Genomic DNA, 17,175 nt, shown 5'->3' with positions numbered 1-17,175 from the left:
TGCTGCCATTTCTCACCAACATTTCTGCGCCTGTTGATCGCCAACCGCTGTCCAAACTCACCAACAAACGATGTCGCTACTGACCGACGAAATCATGCGCTCTCACCGCAGAGGCCGGCGCACCCAGAAGCCGTGAGCGTCAACGCTCACCCTGGACGCAGGAGAGCTGGACGCAGGAGAGCCCCGGCCCGCTTCTCCCCAGGCCGGGACTACTCACGACCAGGATATTCACAAGTGTCCCGTGCCAGCAGAACGTCCTCAAACGACCTTGAAAATGTGGAACCCCCCGGGCCTGGCCGGGGGGTTCGGTCGTGCAGAGCCGCGCGGCTCGTCAGGTGCCCCGAGGACGGAACCCGTCGACGCCCGGCGGCGACCGGGTCGGGGGCGGGCGCGAGGTACTCGGCGACGGCGCGGCGGGTTCAGGCGCCGGGGGCGCGGTCCGGCAGGGTGTAGCGGGGCCGACCGATGCCGGTGCTGGTGCGGTACTCCGCCCACATGTCCACATCGCCCGAGCCGTCGTCGTCGGACTCCGTCTCGCCGGCCGCCTGCTGCGCCTGCACCGCGGCGGCGAGCAGCTCGTCGGCGAAGTCGCGCAGCGCGGCCACGCAGTTGTAGGGGTTACGGGTCGCCGGGCTGCCCTCGCCGGGCTTGGTGGCCTTGGCCTCGTCCCACATCGCGTCCGCGTACTCCCACAGCGCTTGCCGGGCGCGCACCTGCCGGGCCCGGTCGACCGGGTCCAGCTGCGCCAGCAGCGCCGCGTCCAGCTCGGCCAGATCGTCGGCCAGGTCGATCAGGTTCTGCTGGTGGCGGATGTCCCACGCAGCGCTGTCAACGGTCACGACCGCCACGGTACGCCGCCGCCCAAGACGTGGCCAGGGCGTCGCCGACGGGCGGGGGCCATCATCGTCCCCCCGTTCAGGATCTGCCGGACCACGTACCCGATCACCTACCGGACCTCATATCGGCGGGCGCCACGCTGAGGCATGAGCCGAAACGGAGAGGAGCCGACCATGCAGATCAACTGGCGCATCGTACGGGAAGCGATCAAAGACTGGGGGGCGACACTGCGGTTATGCGTGATCCTGGCGACGGTCAGCATGCCGGTCGTCGCTGTCGTGCTGTTGCGCTGACGGGCCGGGGAGCTCTCTGGCGGCTGCTTGAGGCCGCTACTTGCGCTTCCTCTTGTTCTTCTTGCCGCCGAACGACTTGGAGACTCCGGCGGGGTTGTCTCCGGCGACGAAGGTGAGGCCGTCGCCGCTCAGCACGACGGTGTTGGCGGTGATGTCACCGTTACCCAGGTGGACGGGGCCGGTGTTGCCCTTGATGACGAGACCGAGGTCGCCGTCGTCGTCGGGCTCGTGGCTGCGGTGCCGGTTCATGACCGTCGGCCCTGGCGGCCCTTGCCGTCGACCGGCATCGACCGGCGCAGGTTCATGTCGTAGGTCCTGCGCGCGGACGGGCTCTCGGGTCCCGAGTCCACGTCGTTGACGTAGCTGTTGTGGGCCTCGCGGGTGAGGCGCGAGTGGGTCTTGTCGTAGGCGGCATCGTGCTTGGGCTGTGCCATGCTGAAGTCACTCCCTTGTGGAGCGGTGGCCGCGCTCTCTCTTTGCCGGGATCGGCGCGGTCACCACTGGTTTTGTCTTCTGTTTTCGTATTCTGTGGCGGGGCCTTGGGTGGCCCGGCCGCCAGGGGCCTGCTGTCCTCCTCTCCTGCGTGATCACAAACGCGCGGTCAGGTGGCGACCGGTTCGTTGATGTCGAGGTGGTCGACTTCGACGCCGAGGCCGGCGCCGCGGAGCCAGGTGGCGACCTCTTCGGCGATCACGACGGATCGGTGGCGGCCGCCGCGGCAGAAGAAGAACCCGCGCACGAGCATCCGGGTGGGGTTGCCCCAGCCGTCGACCAGAGTGCGGAGTTGGTCGGCGGTGCGGCCGACGATCTCCAGGGCGCCGGGGGTGTCCAGCACGTACGCGCGCACCTCCGGGTCCAGGCCGGTGAGCTGGACCATCCGCTCGCGCACTGCGGGGTCGTCGGGCGGGTTGCGCAACGCGGTGGTGAGGTTCACCGCCAGGCCGCTCTCCTGCGGCGGGTCGCGGTGCAGCACGCCGTAGCTGGTGAGGACCACCTGCAGCAGGTAGGAGCCGGGCGAGTACGTGGTCACCGTCTCGGTCTTGCTCGAGCGGTCGCGGTAGTCGATGCCCTCGGCCGCCAGGTCGGCGTAGACGGTGTCGCGGGCGACGCCGGCGGCGCGTGCCAGCGCCCGGATGTTGTGTTCGCCGGCTCGCCAGGCCGCGGCCGTCAGCCGGGGCCGGACCTGTTTCTGCGAGGCGGCCCAGTTGGCCAGCGCCCGCAACGCGGCTTCGCGCGGCCCCGGGGGCGGTTCGTTCGTCGTCATACCCAAAGTATGTGTCGAGCTATTCGACATGTCAATTGATTCGACATATCGCGGGCCCGTATTGGATTTTCGGTTCAACCCGGATACGCCCGCGCAGCGCCACGCTCCTCAGAGCCCTCGACGAAATCGCAGGTCGGAGACAAGATTCGGACGCGCCAGCCTTGAGGCCCGCCATTCGCGTGCCCGCGCGCCGAGGAAAAGTTGATTGTTCACCTGAAGTGGCAACGTGATTACTGATAGACACGTTGCTGGTGAGTGCAGGCTGCTGGAGGGGGAGCCAGGCTGCTCACCTCCGGGGGAGGCGAGATCGTGATGGCCAGCGCGGCCTCAGGTGGCCGTCGGTGGGTGGGAGTCACCGGCCGCCGGGGGCGGATCCGGCTGTGCCAGCTCCTCGAACATCCTCTCGACGTCCTCCCACGAGGTCTGGGTGAGTTGCTCGGAGACTCCGTACAACTCGATCGCCGCCAGAGAATGGCCGTCGACGGCGGCGCGCCTGAGCCAGCTCGCGGCCGCCCAGTCCTCTCCCTTGTTCCGGTGGAGCACCCCCAGATGGAAGGCCGCCCCGCTGTGTCCGTGGTCGCCGGCCAGCCGGTAGAGGAACATCGCGGTGCTGGGCCGGTCGCGATCCGCTCGCTGATGCTCCTGGCCGAAATGGAAGGCCAGCTTGGCGGCCGTCTCCTTCCAGCCGGGCTCGTGCAGCAGGTCGACGGCCGCCTGGTTCCCCGCGGCGCCGGCCCGGTGCAGCCACGTGCGCGCCTCTTCGGGCCAGCCCTTCAAGCACGCGATGACCGCCAGGCGCATGCAGTCCTGGCTGTTGCCGGGGTCGCTGCGGCGTAGCAGGCGGACGCCGGTCCTGCCGTAGATCTCCAACAGCCGCTGCTCCTCCTCCGACAACGGCGGCGGCGGCGAGATGAACACCGGTAGCTGCGGCGGCCTCTTGTCCGCGGTGGACCGTTGTGCGGGCAAGGATGCGCTCGCAGCCGGCACGGCCGGTGGGCCCTGCTGGGCCTCCCGGGCAGCCCGCCATCGGCGATGCCAGGCCGAACGATCCCCCATGACCCGCGCGTCCAGGCCGGTCTGGTCACCGGCGATTGCGCAGGCTGTCACGAAGGAAGACACCCAAGACCAATCAGGAACCTTCTTTCGCTTACCAGACAAAATGTCATGTGTGGTGCTTTCCGTCAGCTCCTTAGATGTTCCGGAATTATCCTTCTTCGACAGTCGGCGCAGCTCGGCCAGCGATGGGGAGCCGGCGAGTTCACGCAACTCCTTGAGCTGGTCGATGAAGGCGCATAGCGGCGCAACGCGATGTTCTTCCATCGCTCCTAGCCGAAAATGAGTGATCCATGATCTACAGGTAGTAGCGGAAGTCATATTGGCATCAACTGATGGCCTACTTGAGGGAGATCGCATTTCCCGCCTCGTCCGGCATCAATCCCTGGTTTACCTGCACGGAAAGGGCCGGACGTCCCCGGAAGGGCTCGGATGATCCCGGATGACTCCGGACGGCATCGGATGACGCCGGAGGCCGTCGGAGCATCCCCGCGAAAGGACCCGCCGAAAGCGCGGCGAGCGGAAGCGATCAGGGGAGGTCAGCCCACCCAAACCCGCGGTGAAGGCGCTGATCTTCGCCCGAGCAAAAAGGGAACGATCTACTCCGGGGTTATCCGGAGACGTTTGGAGCACTGGCGGCGGGGTCGGCAGCACCCGCATCGTTGAGGCGCATTGATCGCCAACCGATGAGAGGCACAGGGACAGGCCCGGGGACGCCATGGCCGGCACGCCCCCGGGCCGCCGGGCAAAGGCCCGTACGCCCGCATGGACCTCGACCCTTCACAACGACGTGAGGAACACCATGAACAACAACCGGGGACTCTGGGTGGCCGTGATCGTCACCGCCGGTCTCGTCATCGCCTTCGCCGGCGGCGCCCTCGCCTGGCTGGGCGGCACCCCCGTGCCCCTGGCCGTCCTGGCCGGAGCGGCTGGCTTCGCCGGCTTCGTCGGCCTCGCCCTGGCCATCACGAGGTACCTGACAACAACACGTGCGCAGGACTGAGCCCCGATGGCCGCTCTCACCCGTGCCCGTCCCGCCAGAAGGTCCACCCGCTGCCGGGGAGCTGTGATGGCCCCACTGACGTTCGCCTACCAGCACATACCCGGCGTCACCGTGATCTCAATGGCCGGAGACCTGGACGCCGCCAACGTCGACCAACTGGACGCCTTCGCCAGCCGGACGCGCCGGCAGCCGGGCGATCACCTGGTGCTCGACCTGAGCGAGGTACCGCATCTCGACCACTCAGGCCTGCGCGTCCTGCTCAACGTCCGAGCCCTGGTCCGCCGGCACGGGGGCGACCTGCACCTGGCGTCCCTGCAGCAGGCACCCACCCGGCTGCTGAACAACACCGGGGCCAGACTCGTCCTGACCGTGCATCACAGCGTGGAACAGGCCATCCTCGCAGCGCTGCACGCACGTGCGTGATCCTGGCAACGGGTCAGCAGCCCGGTCGTCGCCGTCGTGCTGTTGCGCTGACGGCAGACCACGGCCGGGCGCCGGGGGCGGCCCGTCGGCGCACGATGTGCTCGATCTCGAGGAAAGGGCCTGGCGTTCCTCCCAGGAGAAGGCCAGGCCCCTCTCCCACCCTGGCATGCTGACGGCCGTCGATCATCGCGGGCTGGCTGCGAGGGGGTCAGGCTTCGTCGTCCCACAGGTCGTAGTCGTAGGGCTCGCCGCGGGCCAGCCGTTCGGCGCGCATCTGTTCGCGTTCGGCGTCGGTGATGCCGGTGATGTACTCCCACATGCTGACCCGCTGGACCTTGCCACGGGCCAGGTCGTGCTGCAGCACGATCCGGGAGGAGCGGCCCATCTCCTGCTCTTTGACCACCCAGGGGTCGGTCGCCTCCCATGGCACGTCGGCCCAGGAGGCGTTCTCGGCGATCTCGATGGCCGCGCGGTGCGCGGGGGAGCCGTGCTGGCGGGGCCCGTCGGCCAGGGGTTCCCAGCAGGAGGCGCACCGCACCCACGCCACCTTGTCGAGCTGGCCGACGTCGGGGTCGACGACGACGTCCTGGACACCGGCGGCCGGGTCGGCGGTGTTGACCAGGGCGTTGACCACAGGCCCGGTGTAGGCGACCTGCAGGAAGGAGGACTTGCAGTACGGGCAGACCGGCACCCGCTTGGTCGCCGGCAGCCGCTCGCCCAATGCCTTCTCCTGCGCACGCCGCTCACGCTCGGCTTCCTGCTCGGCGAGGTGGCGCTGCCACACCGCGGCCGCCTCGACCGGCAGCAGCACGGCCTCGCTGCGGCCCGGGCCGCGCCGGGTCAGCACGACCGGGTCGCCGCCGCCGGCCGCCTCGATGAGTTCGGCCAGGCGGGCGCGGGCGTCCCGAATCCCGATCTTCTTCATGATCCGCATTGTGTACACAACCCGACGCGGGTCGGACGGGAACCCGCACACCGACTGGGGCTCCAGATGGGCCGCCCCGGCGTCGCCCACGGAAATCCTTTGTGTACACAATCGAACGCCGTTCATGATCGTTTTACGTTAAGGCGGGCGGCTACCGGCGTCTGGCGCGCTTGGCCAGAATGTCGGCCAGCCGGTCCTGCAGGGTCCGCTCCGGCTCGGCGGAGGCCTCGGCGGTACGCGCGGTGGTGGCGGTGTGGGCGAGCTGGCGGGCGAGGGCGACGACTTCGGCCTTGCGGGCGGCGTTGTCGGCGTTGCGGGCGGCGTTGGCCTCCAGCCAGGCCTGGTGTCGGCGGCCGTCGTCGTCCACCCGCAGGGCCACCGCGCGGGACTGGCCTGGTGGCGGCTCGTGGGGCGCGTTGCCGCTGCCGGTCATCAGGTCGGCCAGGCGGTCCTGCAGGGGGGCGCGCACCACGGTGTCGGCCGGGTCGACGACCCGGTCGTCGGCCGGGGGCGGTGCGGTTCCGGTGGTGCGCGCCGCGGCGATGGCGCGGGCCTGGGCGACGAGCTCGTCCTTGCGGGCGGCGTTTTCGGCGTTGGCCGCCTCGTTGGCGGCCATGAGTGCGGCGTGCCGGCGGCCGTCGTCGTCGACCGCGATGATCGGCGGCGGGACGATCACGGAATCGAGCCTGCCGGGCTGCGGAGAGCCATCGAGGCTGTCGTTCGGGGGCGGGTTGGACCGATGCCCCCGGGAGGGGGGTTGCGGGGCGCTGGGGGCCGCTGAGGGCTGTGCGGCGTTTCGGGGCTCGAGTCGGGCGCGCAGTCGGTCCCGTTCGCTGTCCAGGCGTGGTGTGGTGGCGGTGTGGGCGAGTTGGCGGGCGAGGGCGACGACTTCGGCCTTGCGGGCGGCGTTGTCGGCGTTGCGGGCGGCGTTGGCCTCCAGCCAGGCCTGGTGTCGGCGGCCGTCGTCGTCCACCCGCAGGACGGCCGCGTGGCGGGCGGCGCGGCGCAGTTTGGCCAGGGTGCGGCCGATGCGCCAGCGCAGCACTCCGCACAGGTTGGTGGCGGTGGCGACCTGCGTGGTGAGCAGCTCGCGCGCCTCCGATTCGGGCATGTGCCGCAGCAGGAGCATGACCAGATGCGCCAGTTCGGCCAGCTCGGCGTCCGAGGGCACCTGGCCGTCTCGCTGCTGCGCCCAGTCCGGAGCCAGGCCCTTTACAAAGTAAAGGGCGGCGGCCTTCTCCTCGCCGGAATCTTGCCCCCCGAACACCGGCCGACGACGCGCCGGCCGGGACCCCTGTGACGGATGTGACTGGGGAGGGGGGAGTCCCTCGCGTGTATAAGGAGACGTGTGAAGTCTTCCACAGCCAAGAGCGGTCATGATCGGCTCGCGGGGGACGCCGCGGCGGGCCACCGCTGAGCCGTACCGGACCACCTCCGACTCCGCCAGGCCCTCATCGACAGCGGCCTTGGTCTGGCCGCCCTTGGCGATGGTGATCGGGTTGTCGATGTGCCGGCGCAGCGCCTCAGCCAGCGTCTTGGGCAAGTCGTCCGGCAGCGCGGCCAGGTCCATCACCAGGGCGTAGCAGGCCTTACGCTCGGGGGCGGCCGCGTGCACCTGACGCAGCAGCCCGGCCTCCATCAACCGGCCCAGGTCGATCCACCCGGTGCGCTTGCTGACCTGGTGCTTGGCCGCGTACTTCTCCAGCGCCTCATCGATGTCACCGATCAGGCCGCGCTTGTCGGCGCACCTCAGCTGCAGGTGCTTGCCCAGCCGGTACGCGCACAGATGGAGGTGCTCCCCCCGCGAGACCAGCAGCTGCACCAGCCGCCACCACAACTCCGGCGCCAGCCGGGGCAGCTCGTCAGGACCTTCGTAATGCGCGTACCGCCACGCCCACGGCGCCGGCTCGCCGACGTGCTCGTCGCCGGGCCCGGAATCGGGCGGCGGAATCAAGGATGCGGTTTGCGAACGCCCCGGCGTGTCTTCAGGGCGCAGTGGGCTAACCGCCTGGCTGCCTGCTATGGTCGTCCCCAGACGTGAAAAATCCCGTCGAGGTCGATCCGCTCTTCGCCCGCCAAAGCATCGGAGCTGATCGTTCCAAAACGCGACTTAGTTGATGAAGTTGTCTGCAACGCCGCCCCGCATCCAGCGGGGCGTTTTTTGTTGTCCTGGGCCACTCCGGTCAAGATCGATGAGTAGTCAGTCCCGCATCCTTCCATGAACGCGCCGTATGTGGTGCCGTACGCGCCGACGTTGTGCCTGGCGTGTCGCGCATGGCGACCCCAAACAGGGCGGGAGGGGCGCAGATCGGGCACCGACGCACGAGGGTGGGGCGGGCCGGCCGCGTACGGCGCCGACATGACCAGATCATTACCAGACTTCTTGACAGACAGCCCGAATCCCTTTACTAGCAGTTCGTGATCTTTGTCAGAATCCCTGCTTACGCCCCATTTCGGGGTGTTTACGGCGTGTCGGACCGGCACGCCGTCGCGCCGGTCCGTTGCGTGCCGGGCGGGCGCCCCGGGGTCCCCGCCCGGCATCGGCCAGGCGGGGATCCGCACCTTCACTTCGTCCGCCGGCCCTTTCCGTTGACCCGCGTCGACCGGCGCAGGTCCCCGGTCGTACGCGATCCGGGCGTGGTCGTCCTCCTGGCCCCAGTCCGGGCGCTGGTACGCCTCGGCGGCCTCGCGAGTCAGGCGGCTCTGGGCCTTGCGGTAGGACGCGTCGGGCTTCTGTGACATGGTGGACCTCCCTGCTATGGGGGCCCCGGGCGTGCGTTCTTGGTCGGATGAACGCCTGGGGCTTTGTCGTGTTGGGGCGGACGCCCCGGGCACCCCGCCCGGCCGTAAGCCGGGCGGGGACCCGCAGCAGCCGCAGCGGCTCAGCGATGGTCACGTGGCGAGCTCCCAGCCGTGGCAGGACAGGCAGGCTCCATAACGGGTGGGGATGCAGTACGTCTGTTCGACGCCGCACTCGGGGCACACCCGGCGGGCGGCCAGCGCCTTGCCCAGCGCCTGCAGCTGGGCGGCAGTGGGGGTACGGCGCGGCTTGGCCTTGGCGACCTCGTACAGGTAGGCCACCCGCACCCCGGACCGGTAGCGGCGCGAGCGCCACATGAGCTGAGCCGCCGGTTCCTGGCCGCCGGGCCGCAACCCGGCCGCGCGTAGCTGCCTGCGCGTGGCCAGCCCGTCGGGCGCCATCCGCCAGGGGAAGGTGGGCAGACCGCCGAAACGGCGCCCGGTGGGGTCCCAGAAGACACGGCGGCCCATCAGCCCACCACCCCGAGCATGGCGATCAGCTCGTCCGCCTCGGCCGGGCTGGCGGCCATGCGGTGGCACAGCCGCCGCACGAGCGCCTGGTCGTCGGAGTTGGGCTGCGTCGACCCGATCTGGCGCTGATCGCGTCGCCGTACCGGCGGCCGGGCCGGCTCGTTCGAGCTGGCGGGGCCGGTGGCGTCCCGGCGGCCGCGCGGCCGCGCCAGCGCGGCCGCCGGGGATGGCGGGGACGGTTCGGTGGTCTGCCGCAGGGTGGCGGGGGGCTCCGGGTCGTCCGGGGCCGTCTCCTGTTCGAGGTCGCGCAGCCACGCTTCGGCGGCGGCTGCCTGCTCATGCGCAGTGGTGATCAGGCCGGCCAGGCGGGTACGCAGCTTCTCCAGGTCGGCCATCCACCGCTCGGCGGGCCGCTGGCCGCTGACCGCCGCGAGGCGGGTGTGGAGGCGGTCGGCCTGGTTGGCGACGTGGCGGTGCGGGCAGCTACGGCCCAGCTCCAGCACCTCCGCCGGGGTGGCGAGGGGCAGACGCTCCAGCAACGCGCCGATGGCCTCGACCTCGGACAGCGTGGCCGTGGTGGGGGTCTCAGCCATGGTCGCCTCGCTCCGGGTCGCACGGCCCGGCCGTGCAGGCGTCGCATTTCGCCTGGCCGCCGGCGAAACTCCAGAAGTCGGCGAGCGCCTTCTCCGCCTCCGCCATGTCGGCGAAGTGCGCCAGCCCGTCTTCGTCCTCGTCGTAGGCGTACTGGCAGCAGGTGCAGGTGACCGTCACGCACGTGTGGCCGAGCTGGCGCGGGTTCCAGGCATCGGTGAGGTTCACCGCCCAGCCGGCTGCTTTCTCCTGGGTCGGGAAGTGCGGCACGCCATCTGCGTCGTCGAAGTCTTCGCCGTCGCGGTTGGTCAGCACCCAGCAGGGCGTGGTGGTGTCCGTCATCGGGTCACCGCCCCGGCGGGCATCTGGTCCCAGGTGCGGCCGTCGAGTTCGCGCCCGGCCTGGTGCTTGCTGACGACGCGGCGCATCCGGACGCTGCCCTCAGGCGAGGCCTCCGCCGGGGCCTCCGAGGGGGGCAGGGTGTGGCCGTCGGGCGGCACGTCGACCTGGCGGCCGCCGCCGGACAGGTCCGGGGTCCACTGGCCCCACTGCTTGAAGAAGAACGGGACCTCGGCGGCCTGGCATTGATCGCGCAGGGTGCGCAGCCAGTCCGGGTGCGGCGGGCGGGCGCCGGGGCCGGACTCGCCGCCGGCGATGACCCAGCCCACACCCCCGCCGGGGCCGACCCGGCCGGCGAGGCTGGCCAGCAGTTCGCCGCCCCACCCTTGGAAGGACTCCATCCACTCCACGCCCAGCCAGGACGACAGGTCGACGGGGCCCAGCAGGGGTTCGACGCTGAGGAACCGGACGGCGGCCGGGGTGCGCAGCAGCGCGGGGATGCGGATGTCGGCCCAGCGCTGGCTCTCCACGCTGACGCCGAGCCACACGTTCGGCAGCGGCCACACCAGCGGGGTCGGAGCGTCGAGCAGGGCCAGGTCGGCCTCGCGGGCGCGCAGATGCGCCTCGATCCGGGGCAGCAGGGCGGCCATGCGCGCGTGACGCTTGGTGAGAACCTGGAAGGTGTGCTTGGGCGCCCACCACATCCGGGTGAACACCTCGACGATGAAGTCGTCCGGCACAGCGTCGTGGAACAGGTCGCCCATGGAGTTGACGAACACCATGCGCGGGTCGCGCCAGCGCAGCGGCGCGTCCAGGACCTCACGCACCAGCCGTACGTTGGCGAAGGCGCCGGGCCCGTTCCAGCGGTTGTCGATCGCCTCGGCGTAGCAGTGGTCGCAGCCCTCGCTGACCTTGGTGCAGCCCCGCACCGGGTTCCAGCTGGTGTCGGTCCACTCGATCGCGGTGTTGAGGTTCATCGCGTCACCTGCCGCACGCTGGCCAGCTCGGCGTAGCGGGTGATCTGCACGGCCAGGACGGCCAGCGCGGCCGCCTCGAGGACGGAGACGGCCAGCACCGCCGGCGTGCGCGGGCCCGCGGCCCACACCACGATCAGGGCGGCCAGCGGCGGCACGCAGAACGCGGCCAGGTTCACCGCCAGCTGCAGCCACTTACGCGAGACGCGGCGCACATCGCCGCGGCCGTCGCTCTCCCACTCGAACATCGGCAGGTCGGAGACCCCGTCGACCAGCGCCTGCAGGCGCGGCCCGAGCCGGTCGCGTACGTACCGGCCGATCGCGGTGATCATGTGGTCGTTGTGCAGGTGCGTCCAGCCGAGCACGATCCCGGCCAGGGGGAGCACCAGCAGCAGCTCCAGCCGTCCGGCCGTGGCGGTGACGGCGGCGATCGCCGCGGCCGCGGTCAGCGTGGCGTACAACAGGTTGTCGCGGAAGCCGATCCGGGAGCGCTGTTCGGCTTTCAGGGCGTCGTACTCACCCAGCAGCACCGTAACGGCGGCCGACGGCTGCCGAGCGTCGTCGTTCCGTTGCGGGCTCATGCGATCCTCCCGGCGATGATCAGGGGCAGCGCGGCGGCCAGGAGGAGGAGATCGGCGAGCATGAGGTCGACGGCCAGCCGGATCAGGCCGTTCTTGGCCTGGGCGATCCTCGACAGCAGGTGCAGGTTGTCGGCGGCTTCCCGGGCGCCGCGGCCCTGACCGGCCAGGGTGGTCAGCAGGTCGGCGCCGGACCGGGCGCGGGCGTGGGCGACGAAGCCGGTCCCGCCGGTGCGGGGCAGGCGCGGCCGCACCGTGAGCAGCAGCACGACCGCGACCAGGGCCAGGACCAGCCCAGCCAGCCACAGCGCGACCGCGCCCCACGCCGGCGTGCTCGGGCCGGCCGCGGCCAGCGCGACGATGGCCGTCAACCAGCCGAGCGTGAACGCCAGCAGGGTGTTGGCCTTGGCGTCGACGCGGGCGAGCTCGGCGCGCACCGCGTCGGTTTCGCGTGCCAGCACCGTCAGCGCGCCGGGGAAGACGGCCGCATCGGTGGTTTGCGTCATGATGGGAACAGCCCTTTCTGATCTATCGGGTGGATGGGGTTGTGCGGGCGCGCCCACCGCGGCCGGTCTTGGCGGATAGACCGCGGTGATGCGCGCCCGTCCCGGGGTGTGGTCAGGCGGACGGACGCCTGGCGGCCGGGGTCTTCAGCCGCTGCCAGGGCGATGCGGTCGCCATCAGCGCGTAGGCCAGGGCGGCCAGCGCGGACTGCACCAGCAGGTCGCCGTCGGTGAAGCTCGTGTCGGCCAGGTCGTCGGCCTCCTGCAGGTGGTTCAGTGCCCGGCCGTCGACGTCGAGGGCCAGGGCGTACAGGAGGGCCAGCAGGGTGTGTGCGACGGCTGCCTCCTGCGCGTCGGCCTGACCGTCCGCGATGCAGGCGTGCAACTGGTCGCCAGCCTCCGCCAGGCGCTCACCGCCGCGCCGGTCGCCCAGCAGCGCGCCGGTGGCGCCGAGCACGGCCTGCAGGACGGCGTGGTCGATCGGGTGGGCCAGCAGGCCGGGATTCTGGCGGGCGCGTTCGGCGGCGCAGGCCAGCAGGTGCCGGGCTTCGGCGTGCGGCGGCCGCTGGATGGTCGTGGTGGTCATCGGGAATCTGTCTCCTCGGTTGAGTCGGCGAGTGGCCGGGTCTACGGGGGCGGTGTGCGGGGTGTACGCGGTGTTCATGCGGTGCCGGTCATGGCGCCGTACAGGACGGCGGCGCGCAGCGCGAAGCCGGCGCCGTCGTCGTCGGGCTCGCGCTCGTCGTCGTTGGCCGACTGCAGGTCCGCCGCCATGCGGCGCAGCCGCAGATCGTCCTCATCCGTGGCGGCCGCGAGGAACTCCAGGACCGGCTCGGCGTTGCGGAGCACCGCGAGCGGGTCGTGCCTGCCGGTGGTCAGCCGGCTGACCCAGTTCAGCGCGGCGGCGCGGGCGTGGGCGAGGTTGAGCGCAGCTGGGTCCTGGCTGCGCAGGTTCGCCAGCAGGGCCGGCGGCGTGGCTGGCGGCGTGGCCGGGGCGGGCGGCTCGGCGGGTTGGCCGCCGGGCTCGGTCTCCGCGAACCAGGTGGTCCAGTCGGTGTCGTCGGTCATGATCGTCCTTCCGGTGGTGGTGTGGTTCGTTCGTGCGGGTCGTCGTCCGGGCTGCCGGCTGGTGGTCAGCAGCGGCACCGAACGGGGCCTGCAGCCGTGAGCGCTCCTTGATCGTTCTCAGCGCCAACGGCTATCCACCGGTTCCTCACCCCCGTACTGAGTGCTGCGGGTGGCCGGCGTGGCGATGAGGGCCAGGGCGGCGGCCACGGTCTCGTGCAGCGTCGTGCGCACGGGCACGCCGTGGCGGCGGGCCACATAGATCAGGTACCGGTTCCGCTCGGGATTCGGGCAATCCGGAGGGCAGCCGAGGACGGCGCGGCCGGTCGCGACATCGAGGCCGAATTCAACGTTGGTCGTGAAACCGGGCAGGGTACGCAGGTCGCGCGGTATCCAGAAGAGGATGGCGTCGGCGGCGGCGCGGGCGTCGGTCTCCCAGCCGACCTGATCGTCGTAGTGCTCGGCGCGCTTGCCGCCTCGCGACTCGGGCGTGAGGACGATGAGCTTCTGGCCGGTCCACTGGGCGGCCAGTTCCTCGATGGCGGCGGGACGCCAGGATTCGACGTCGCCGCCGGCGCGAGGGGTCGGCCCGGCAAGGAAGACCGTCGGGCCGCAGGCCGGGATCGGCTCGCGGGCGTAGATCACGGTCATGGTGTGTGTCATCGGATACCTCCAGGCGTCGCGGTGGTCTGCTGCGTGGTCCAGGGCAGCGGGAGCCCGTCGCCCTGTTCGCGGGGGACCACGTGGATGTGCAGGTGAAAGACGGTCTGGGTGGCCTCGCTGCCCTTGGAGGTGATGATGTTCGCGTCTGGATGCCCGGCCATCAGCTCGGCGGCACAGGCCATGGTGCGGGCGGACACATCGGGGTCGACTCCGGCGTCCGCCACATGGGTGGTGGGGATGACCAGGACGTGCCCGTCGTTGACGCCGCCGCGTGGGCGGATGGCGAGCACCCCGTGGTCGTCCCACCGCCGAACGATGGCGGCCGGGGCCTCTCCGGCCGCGATGGCGCAAAACACGCAGGTTGTGGGCTGGGCAGTCATGGCTCGCTGAGTGAGGGGTTCGGCCAGCCGGTCGGGCAAGGCGGTGTTGACGGTCATGGTGTGGTTGCCTCCTTCAGGCGCAGGTAGGGGGCTCGGGTCTACGGGCGGCTGTGCGGGGTGCCGCGGCGGGGGCAGTCGGGCGGGCAGCCGGGGCACAGGTCCGGCTCGGTGTGCGGGGCTCCGCCGGCGACGTTCCACAGGTGCTCGCTGGTGCGGGGCGTCTCGCCGCGGCTCAGGTCGATCTCGTGGGCCTGGCGGAACAGCGGGCCGATCTGTTCGGCGATCGTCACGAGGTCGGCGTGGGCGCGGGCGAGGTTTTCCAGGGCGTCGAGCACGGCCTGGTCGATCGGGTACTCGCCTTCCAGGTGCCGGCTGTAGGTGCGGATCGCGGTGGCGGTGAAGTCGTCCACGGCCGCGATCTCGTCCAGTTCGTGGGCGACCTGCCACATGTCGAGCGGGGCGTGCGCGGCGGCCACGGCGTTGAGGTCGGCCGCCGCGGCGGCGATCGGGTTGACGGTCATCGGTCCTCCATTCGGTGACGGTGCGTGATGTTCGGCGGGCTGGTGGCGCGGTGCGATCCCGGGACGGTTGTGGGGTGTGGGGGTCTGGAAGGTTGGGGGGTCTGCGGGCTCCCAGACCCGGGAACCCCCAAGTTCCCGGCCCCCGCACACCCCCACACAGGCGGCTGTTTCCGCTGGTCGGATGGGTGTGTGGGGCACACGTGCGGGGGTGTGGGGGCGTGGGGGCCGCACGTGGGACCCCCACACTCACGCGGCGGGCCACGCGGCGACCTCCGCCGGCACGTCCAGCTCGCCGCGGGCGATACGCTCCGCAGCCGTCTGCAGGTCAGCCCGCTCGTAGCCGCGGCCCCGCTCACCGTTGCGCAGGAACGCGTTCGGCAGCGGCGTGACGGTCAGCGGGCGCAGCAGGTCGGCCAGGGCGGTCGTGCTCAGCTCGAGCGCGGCGCCGAGTTCCTCGCTGTGCAGCCGTCCGGTGCGCTGGGCGTCGAAGACGGCCAGGGCGCGGCTCAGGATCTCCGGCAGCGGCCGCGCCGCCGCCGGGGCGGCGGGGGCGGCGGGCAGGGGGCGGATGTGCTCAGCGCGCAGGGCGTCGCTCTGGCGCGGCCGGGGCAGGTCGGGCCAGGAGGCGGCCGAGCTCATCGCCGGGGCGGGTTTGCGGGTCAGCTCGCGCAGGTCGGGCCAGGAGGTGGCGTCCGGGCCGCACGGCACGGGCGCCAGGTGCGGCCGGGCGGGCGGAGCGGCGGGCGCGGTGGCGGGAGGGGTCTGGCGTACCCCGGCCAGCTCCTCCTGGACGCCATCGAGGTCGGTGAAGGCCTTGCGCATCCGGGCGTAGCGGGTGGTGTAGACCTGGCCGGCCACCTGGCGGGCGGCCGGGTCGAGCTCGGGGCGGATGCGGGCCACGGCCTGGGCGGCCTGGACGATGTCGCCGGGCCGCATGAAGTAGGAGCGGAACGGGCGCGGCGTCGCCTGGCCGGCCTGGATGAAGCCGCAGCCCACGCCGGGCAGGTCGGCCAGGGACAGGCCGCGGTTCCAGCCGAACAGGAAGGAGAGCTCCTCCTCATCGGTCACATACATGCCGACCCGGACGTCGGACTGCTTCTTGACGTTCGCCGAGATCATGTCCTGCGTCGCGCGCAGAGAGCTGATGACCACGTTGCAGGCCTCGTTGCGGCCGATCCGCAGCAGCTCCTCCAGCGCCTCGCGCAGGGCGCGCAGCACCGGGTCGCGGTTGGCCGGGGCGAGCGCCTCGGCCCCTTCGTCCACGATGACGACGATCTCGGGCAGCTCGCGGCTGACCGGCATCAAGCTGGAGTTGGCCTGGATCTTCAGGGCGCGGGTGGACTTCTTGCGGTCCTTGGCGATCGCCAGCGCGGTCTCGGCGATCGTCACCGCCTCCTCGGGGGTGGCGGCGGCCCAGTCGACGGCCGGCCGGTCCGAGCCGCCCTCCAACCACGGGTGCAGCCAGGCCTGGCTCATGCCGCCGCCGTTGAGGTCGATGTGCCAGACCAGCGCGTCGCGGCACAGCCCGATCCCGGCGGTCAGCGCGTGCAGCGTGGTGGTCTTGCCCGACCCCTTCTTGCCGGTGACCAGCGCGGACGCCTCGCGCAGCATCACCTCGGCGGGGCTGGAGTCGCGGTACTCGCCCAGCGCGAAGGGCTCCAGGATCGAGCGGGGCCGGTAGTCGGCCGGGTAGTCGATGTTCTCGGTCAGCCGGTTGACCGTGGCCACCCGCAAGACGACGGCGCCGCGGTGCTCGCCCGGGGTGATCTCCACGCCGCAGCCCTGGGGCAGGCGGGCATCGGTGGCCAGCGCGTCGGCGGCCGCGGCGAGCTGGGCGCGGGTCGACCCCGCGCCGGGCAGGTCCACGTGCACGTCGTAGCCGCACCGGGTCGGCCACGGCACCACGCCGGTGACCTGCACCCGCATCCGGCACACCCGCTCGATCCGGCGCTCCCACTCCTCCCCGGCCTGCGCGGTCCGCCTCAGCACCAGCGCCCGGCCGGTGCCCTGCGAGCGCGCCTTACGGCCGGTCGTGCGCCCCACCGGGGCCAGGACCCCGGCCGCCATCGCGCCCAGGCCCAGCGTGGCCCAGGCGCCCTGGCTCCACAGGCCGGCGGCCAGCGTGTAGGTCACCCACGACCCGGCCCCGAGCCAGCAGCACAACCGGTACAGCAGCCCGGCGGGCGGGTGGGCCAGGTGGGCCGAACGCAGCACGCTGGCCACGGCGCCGACTGCGGTGGCGGCCCCGCCCCACCAGGGGTCAACAGCGGCCAGGTCGCCGGCGACGGCCACGGCGGCCAGGGCGAGCGCGCCCTGCGCGGTCGCCGTGACCGCTCCGCGCGGCTTGAGCGACCAGTCGGCCTTGACGGTGGTCTTGGCGGGTGTCTTGGCGGCCATCACAACGATCTCCAGTCATCGGTGGTGCAAGTCGTCAGCAGAAAAATCCAGATCGGTTCCACACGCTCGGGTCGGTTCCGCCCGGCATCCCGGCCG

The 17,175-nt window shown here is 71.6% G+C and carries 22 protein-coding genes; 2 read left to right on the top strand and 20 right to left on the bottom strand.

Features of this window, described 5'->3' with window-relative positions; genetic code table 11:
* Positions 1–419: 419 nt before the first annotated feature.
* The 5 genes from ACZ6S0_RS50815 to ACZ6S0_RS50795 form a co-directional block, all read right to left on the bottom strand.
* Entirely contained in the window at positions 420–839 is a 420-nt protein-coding gene (locus ACZ6S0_RS50815; protein ID WP_465928002.1) for a hypothetical protein, read from the bottom strand.
* A 327-nt stretch (positions 840–1,166) separates the two neighbouring features.
* On the bottom strand, positions 1,167–1,379 hold the full coding sequence (locus ACZ6S0_RS50810) for a hypothetical protein (protein ID WP_465928000.1): 213 nt from the start codon (positions 1,377–1,379) through the stop codon (positions 1,167–1,169).
* Positions 1,376–1,564, bottom strand: a complete 189-nt coding sequence (locus ACZ6S0_RS50805; protein WP_465927998.1) for a hypothetical protein — start codon at positions 1,562–1,564, stop codon at positions 1,376–1,378. Before ACZ6S0_RS50805 ends, ACZ6S0_RS50810 begins: the two co-directional genes overlap by 4 nt.
* 167 nt (positions 1,565–1,731) lie before the next feature.
* Entirely contained in the window at positions 1,732–2,394 is a 663-nt protein-coding gene (locus tag ACZ6S0_RS50800; RefSeq protein WP_465927996.1) for a RapZ C-terminal domain-containing protein, read from the bottom strand.
* 327 nt (positions 2,395–2,721) lie between these two features.
* Positions 2,722–3,714, bottom strand: a complete 993-nt coding sequence (locus tag ACZ6S0_RS50795; RefSeq protein WP_465927994.1) for an SEL1-like repeat protein — start codon at positions 3,712–3,714, stop codon at positions 2,722–2,724.
* Positions 3,715–4,249: 535 nt separating this feature from the next.
* Here ACZ6S0_RS50795 and ACZ6S0_RS50790 point away from each other — a divergent pair.
* Positions 4,250–4,450 (top strand): hypothetical protein, encoded by a 201-nt coding sequence (locus ACZ6S0_RS50790; protein WP_344890662.1) that lies wholly within the window; start codon positions 4,250–4,252, stop codon positions 4,448–4,450.
* 66 nt (positions 4,451–4,516) lie between these two features.
* Positions 4,517–4,873: an STAS domain-containing protein gene (locus tag ACZ6S0_RS50785; RefSeq protein ID WP_465927992.1), complete on the top strand. Its 357-nt coding sequence runs from the start codon at positions 4,517–4,519 to the stop codon at positions 4,871–4,873.
* A gap of 208 nt (positions 4,874–5,081) precedes the next feature.
* Here ACZ6S0_RS50785 and ACZ6S0_RS50780 read toward each other — a convergent pair whose 3' ends face one another.
* From ACZ6S0_RS50780 to ACZ6S0_RS50710, 15 genes are all read right to left on the bottom strand, one after another.
* The gene (locus tag ACZ6S0_RS50780; RefSeq protein ID WP_465927990.1) at positions 5,082–5,798 is read right to left on the bottom strand and encodes a type II toxin-antitoxin system Phd/YefM family antitoxin; all 717 of its coding nucleotides are present in this window, start codon (positions 5,796–5,798) and stop codon (positions 5,082–5,084) included.
* Positions 5,799–5,949: 151 nt separating this feature from the next.
* Positions 5,950–7,752, bottom strand: a complete 1,803-nt coding sequence (locus tag ACZ6S0_RS50775; RefSeq protein WP_465927988.1) for a hypothetical protein — start codon at positions 7,750–7,752, stop codon at positions 5,950–5,952.
* Between the two features lie 65 nt (positions 7,753–7,817).
* Positions 7,818–8,540, bottom strand: a complete 723-nt coding sequence (locus ACZ6S0_RS50770; RefSeq protein WP_465927986.1) for a hypothetical protein — start codon at positions 8,538–8,540, stop codon at positions 7,818–7,820.
* Between the two features lie 150 nt (positions 8,541–8,690).
* Complete coding sequence (locus ACZ6S0_RS50765) at positions 8,691–9,068, bottom strand: RRQRL motif-containing zinc-binding protein (RefSeq protein WP_465927984.1); 378 nt, start codon at positions 9,066–9,068, stop codon at positions 8,691–8,693.
* Positions 9,068–9,661, bottom strand: coding sequence for a hypothetical protein (locus tag ACZ6S0_RS50760; RefSeq protein WP_465927982.1), 594 nt, complete (start codon positions 9,659–9,661; stop codon positions 9,068–9,070). The genes ACZ6S0_RS50765 and ACZ6S0_RS50760 overlap by 1 nt, the downstream gene beginning before the upstream one ends.
* A complete protein-coding gene (locus tag ACZ6S0_RS50755) occupies positions 9,654–10,001 on the bottom strand; it encodes a hypothetical protein (protein ID WP_465927980.1) in 348 nt (115 codons plus the stop codon). The genes ACZ6S0_RS50760 and ACZ6S0_RS50755 overlap by 8 nt, the downstream gene beginning before the upstream one ends.
* Positions 9,998–10,975, bottom strand: a complete 978-nt coding sequence (locus ACZ6S0_RS50750; RefSeq protein WP_465927978.1) for a DUF5131 family protein — start codon at positions 10,973–10,975, stop codon at positions 9,998–10,000. Before ACZ6S0_RS50750 ends, ACZ6S0_RS50755 begins: the two co-directional genes overlap by 4 nt.
* Positions 10,972–11,553 (bottom strand): hypothetical protein, encoded by a 582-nt coding sequence (locus tag ACZ6S0_RS50745; protein ID WP_465927976.1) that lies wholly within the window; start codon positions 11,551–11,553, stop codon positions 10,972–10,974. The genes ACZ6S0_RS50750 and ACZ6S0_RS50745 overlap by 4 nt, the downstream gene beginning before the upstream one ends.
* The gene (locus tag ACZ6S0_RS50740) at positions 11,550–12,056 is read right to left on the bottom strand and encodes a Pycsar system effector family protein (protein ID WP_465927974.1); all 507 of its coding nucleotides are present in this window, start codon (positions 12,054–12,056) and stop codon (positions 11,550–11,552) included. Before ACZ6S0_RS50740 ends, ACZ6S0_RS50745 begins: the two co-directional genes overlap by 4 nt.
* Before the next feature lie 112 nt (positions 12,057–12,168).
* Positions 12,169–12,639 (bottom strand): hypothetical protein, encoded by a 471-nt coding sequence (locus ACZ6S0_RS50735; protein WP_465927972.1) that lies wholly within the window; start codon positions 12,637–12,639, stop codon positions 12,169–12,171.
* 74 nt (positions 12,640–12,713) lie between these two features.
* Entirely contained in the window at positions 12,714–13,121 is a 408-nt protein-coding gene (locus tag ACZ6S0_RS50730) for a hypothetical protein (protein WP_465927970.1), read from the bottom strand.
* A 117-nt stretch (positions 13,122–13,238) separates the two neighbouring features.
* Complete coding sequence (locus ACZ6S0_RS50725; protein WP_465927968.1) at positions 13,239–13,769, bottom strand: nucleoside 2-deoxyribosyltransferase domain-containing protein; 531 nt, start codon at positions 13,767–13,769, stop codon at positions 13,239–13,241.
* An 8-nt stretch (positions 13,770–13,777) separates the two neighbouring features.
* Positions 13,778–14,218: an HIT family protein gene (locus ACZ6S0_RS50720; protein WP_465927966.1), complete on the bottom strand. Its 441-nt coding sequence runs from the start codon at positions 14,216–14,218 to the stop codon at positions 13,778–13,780.
* 41 nt (positions 14,219–14,259) lie between these two features.
* Positions 14,260–14,682, bottom strand: a complete 423-nt coding sequence (locus ACZ6S0_RS50715; RefSeq protein WP_465927964.1) for a hypothetical protein — start codon at positions 14,680–14,682, stop codon at positions 14,260–14,262.
* A 246-nt stretch (positions 14,683–14,928) separates the two neighbouring features.
* On the bottom strand, positions 14,929–17,079 hold the full coding sequence (locus tag ACZ6S0_RS50710; protein ID WP_465927962.1) for a hypothetical protein: 2,151 nt from the start codon (positions 17,077–17,079) through the stop codon (positions 14,929–14,931).
* Positions 17,080–17,175: the final 96 nt, after the last annotated feature.

The sequence above is a fragment of the Nonomuraea sp. NPDC051298 genome, from assembly GCF_055586305.1.
The sequence above is the reverse complement of the archived record's forward strand: the minus strand, read 5'-3'. Positions and strand labels throughout refer to the sequence as shown.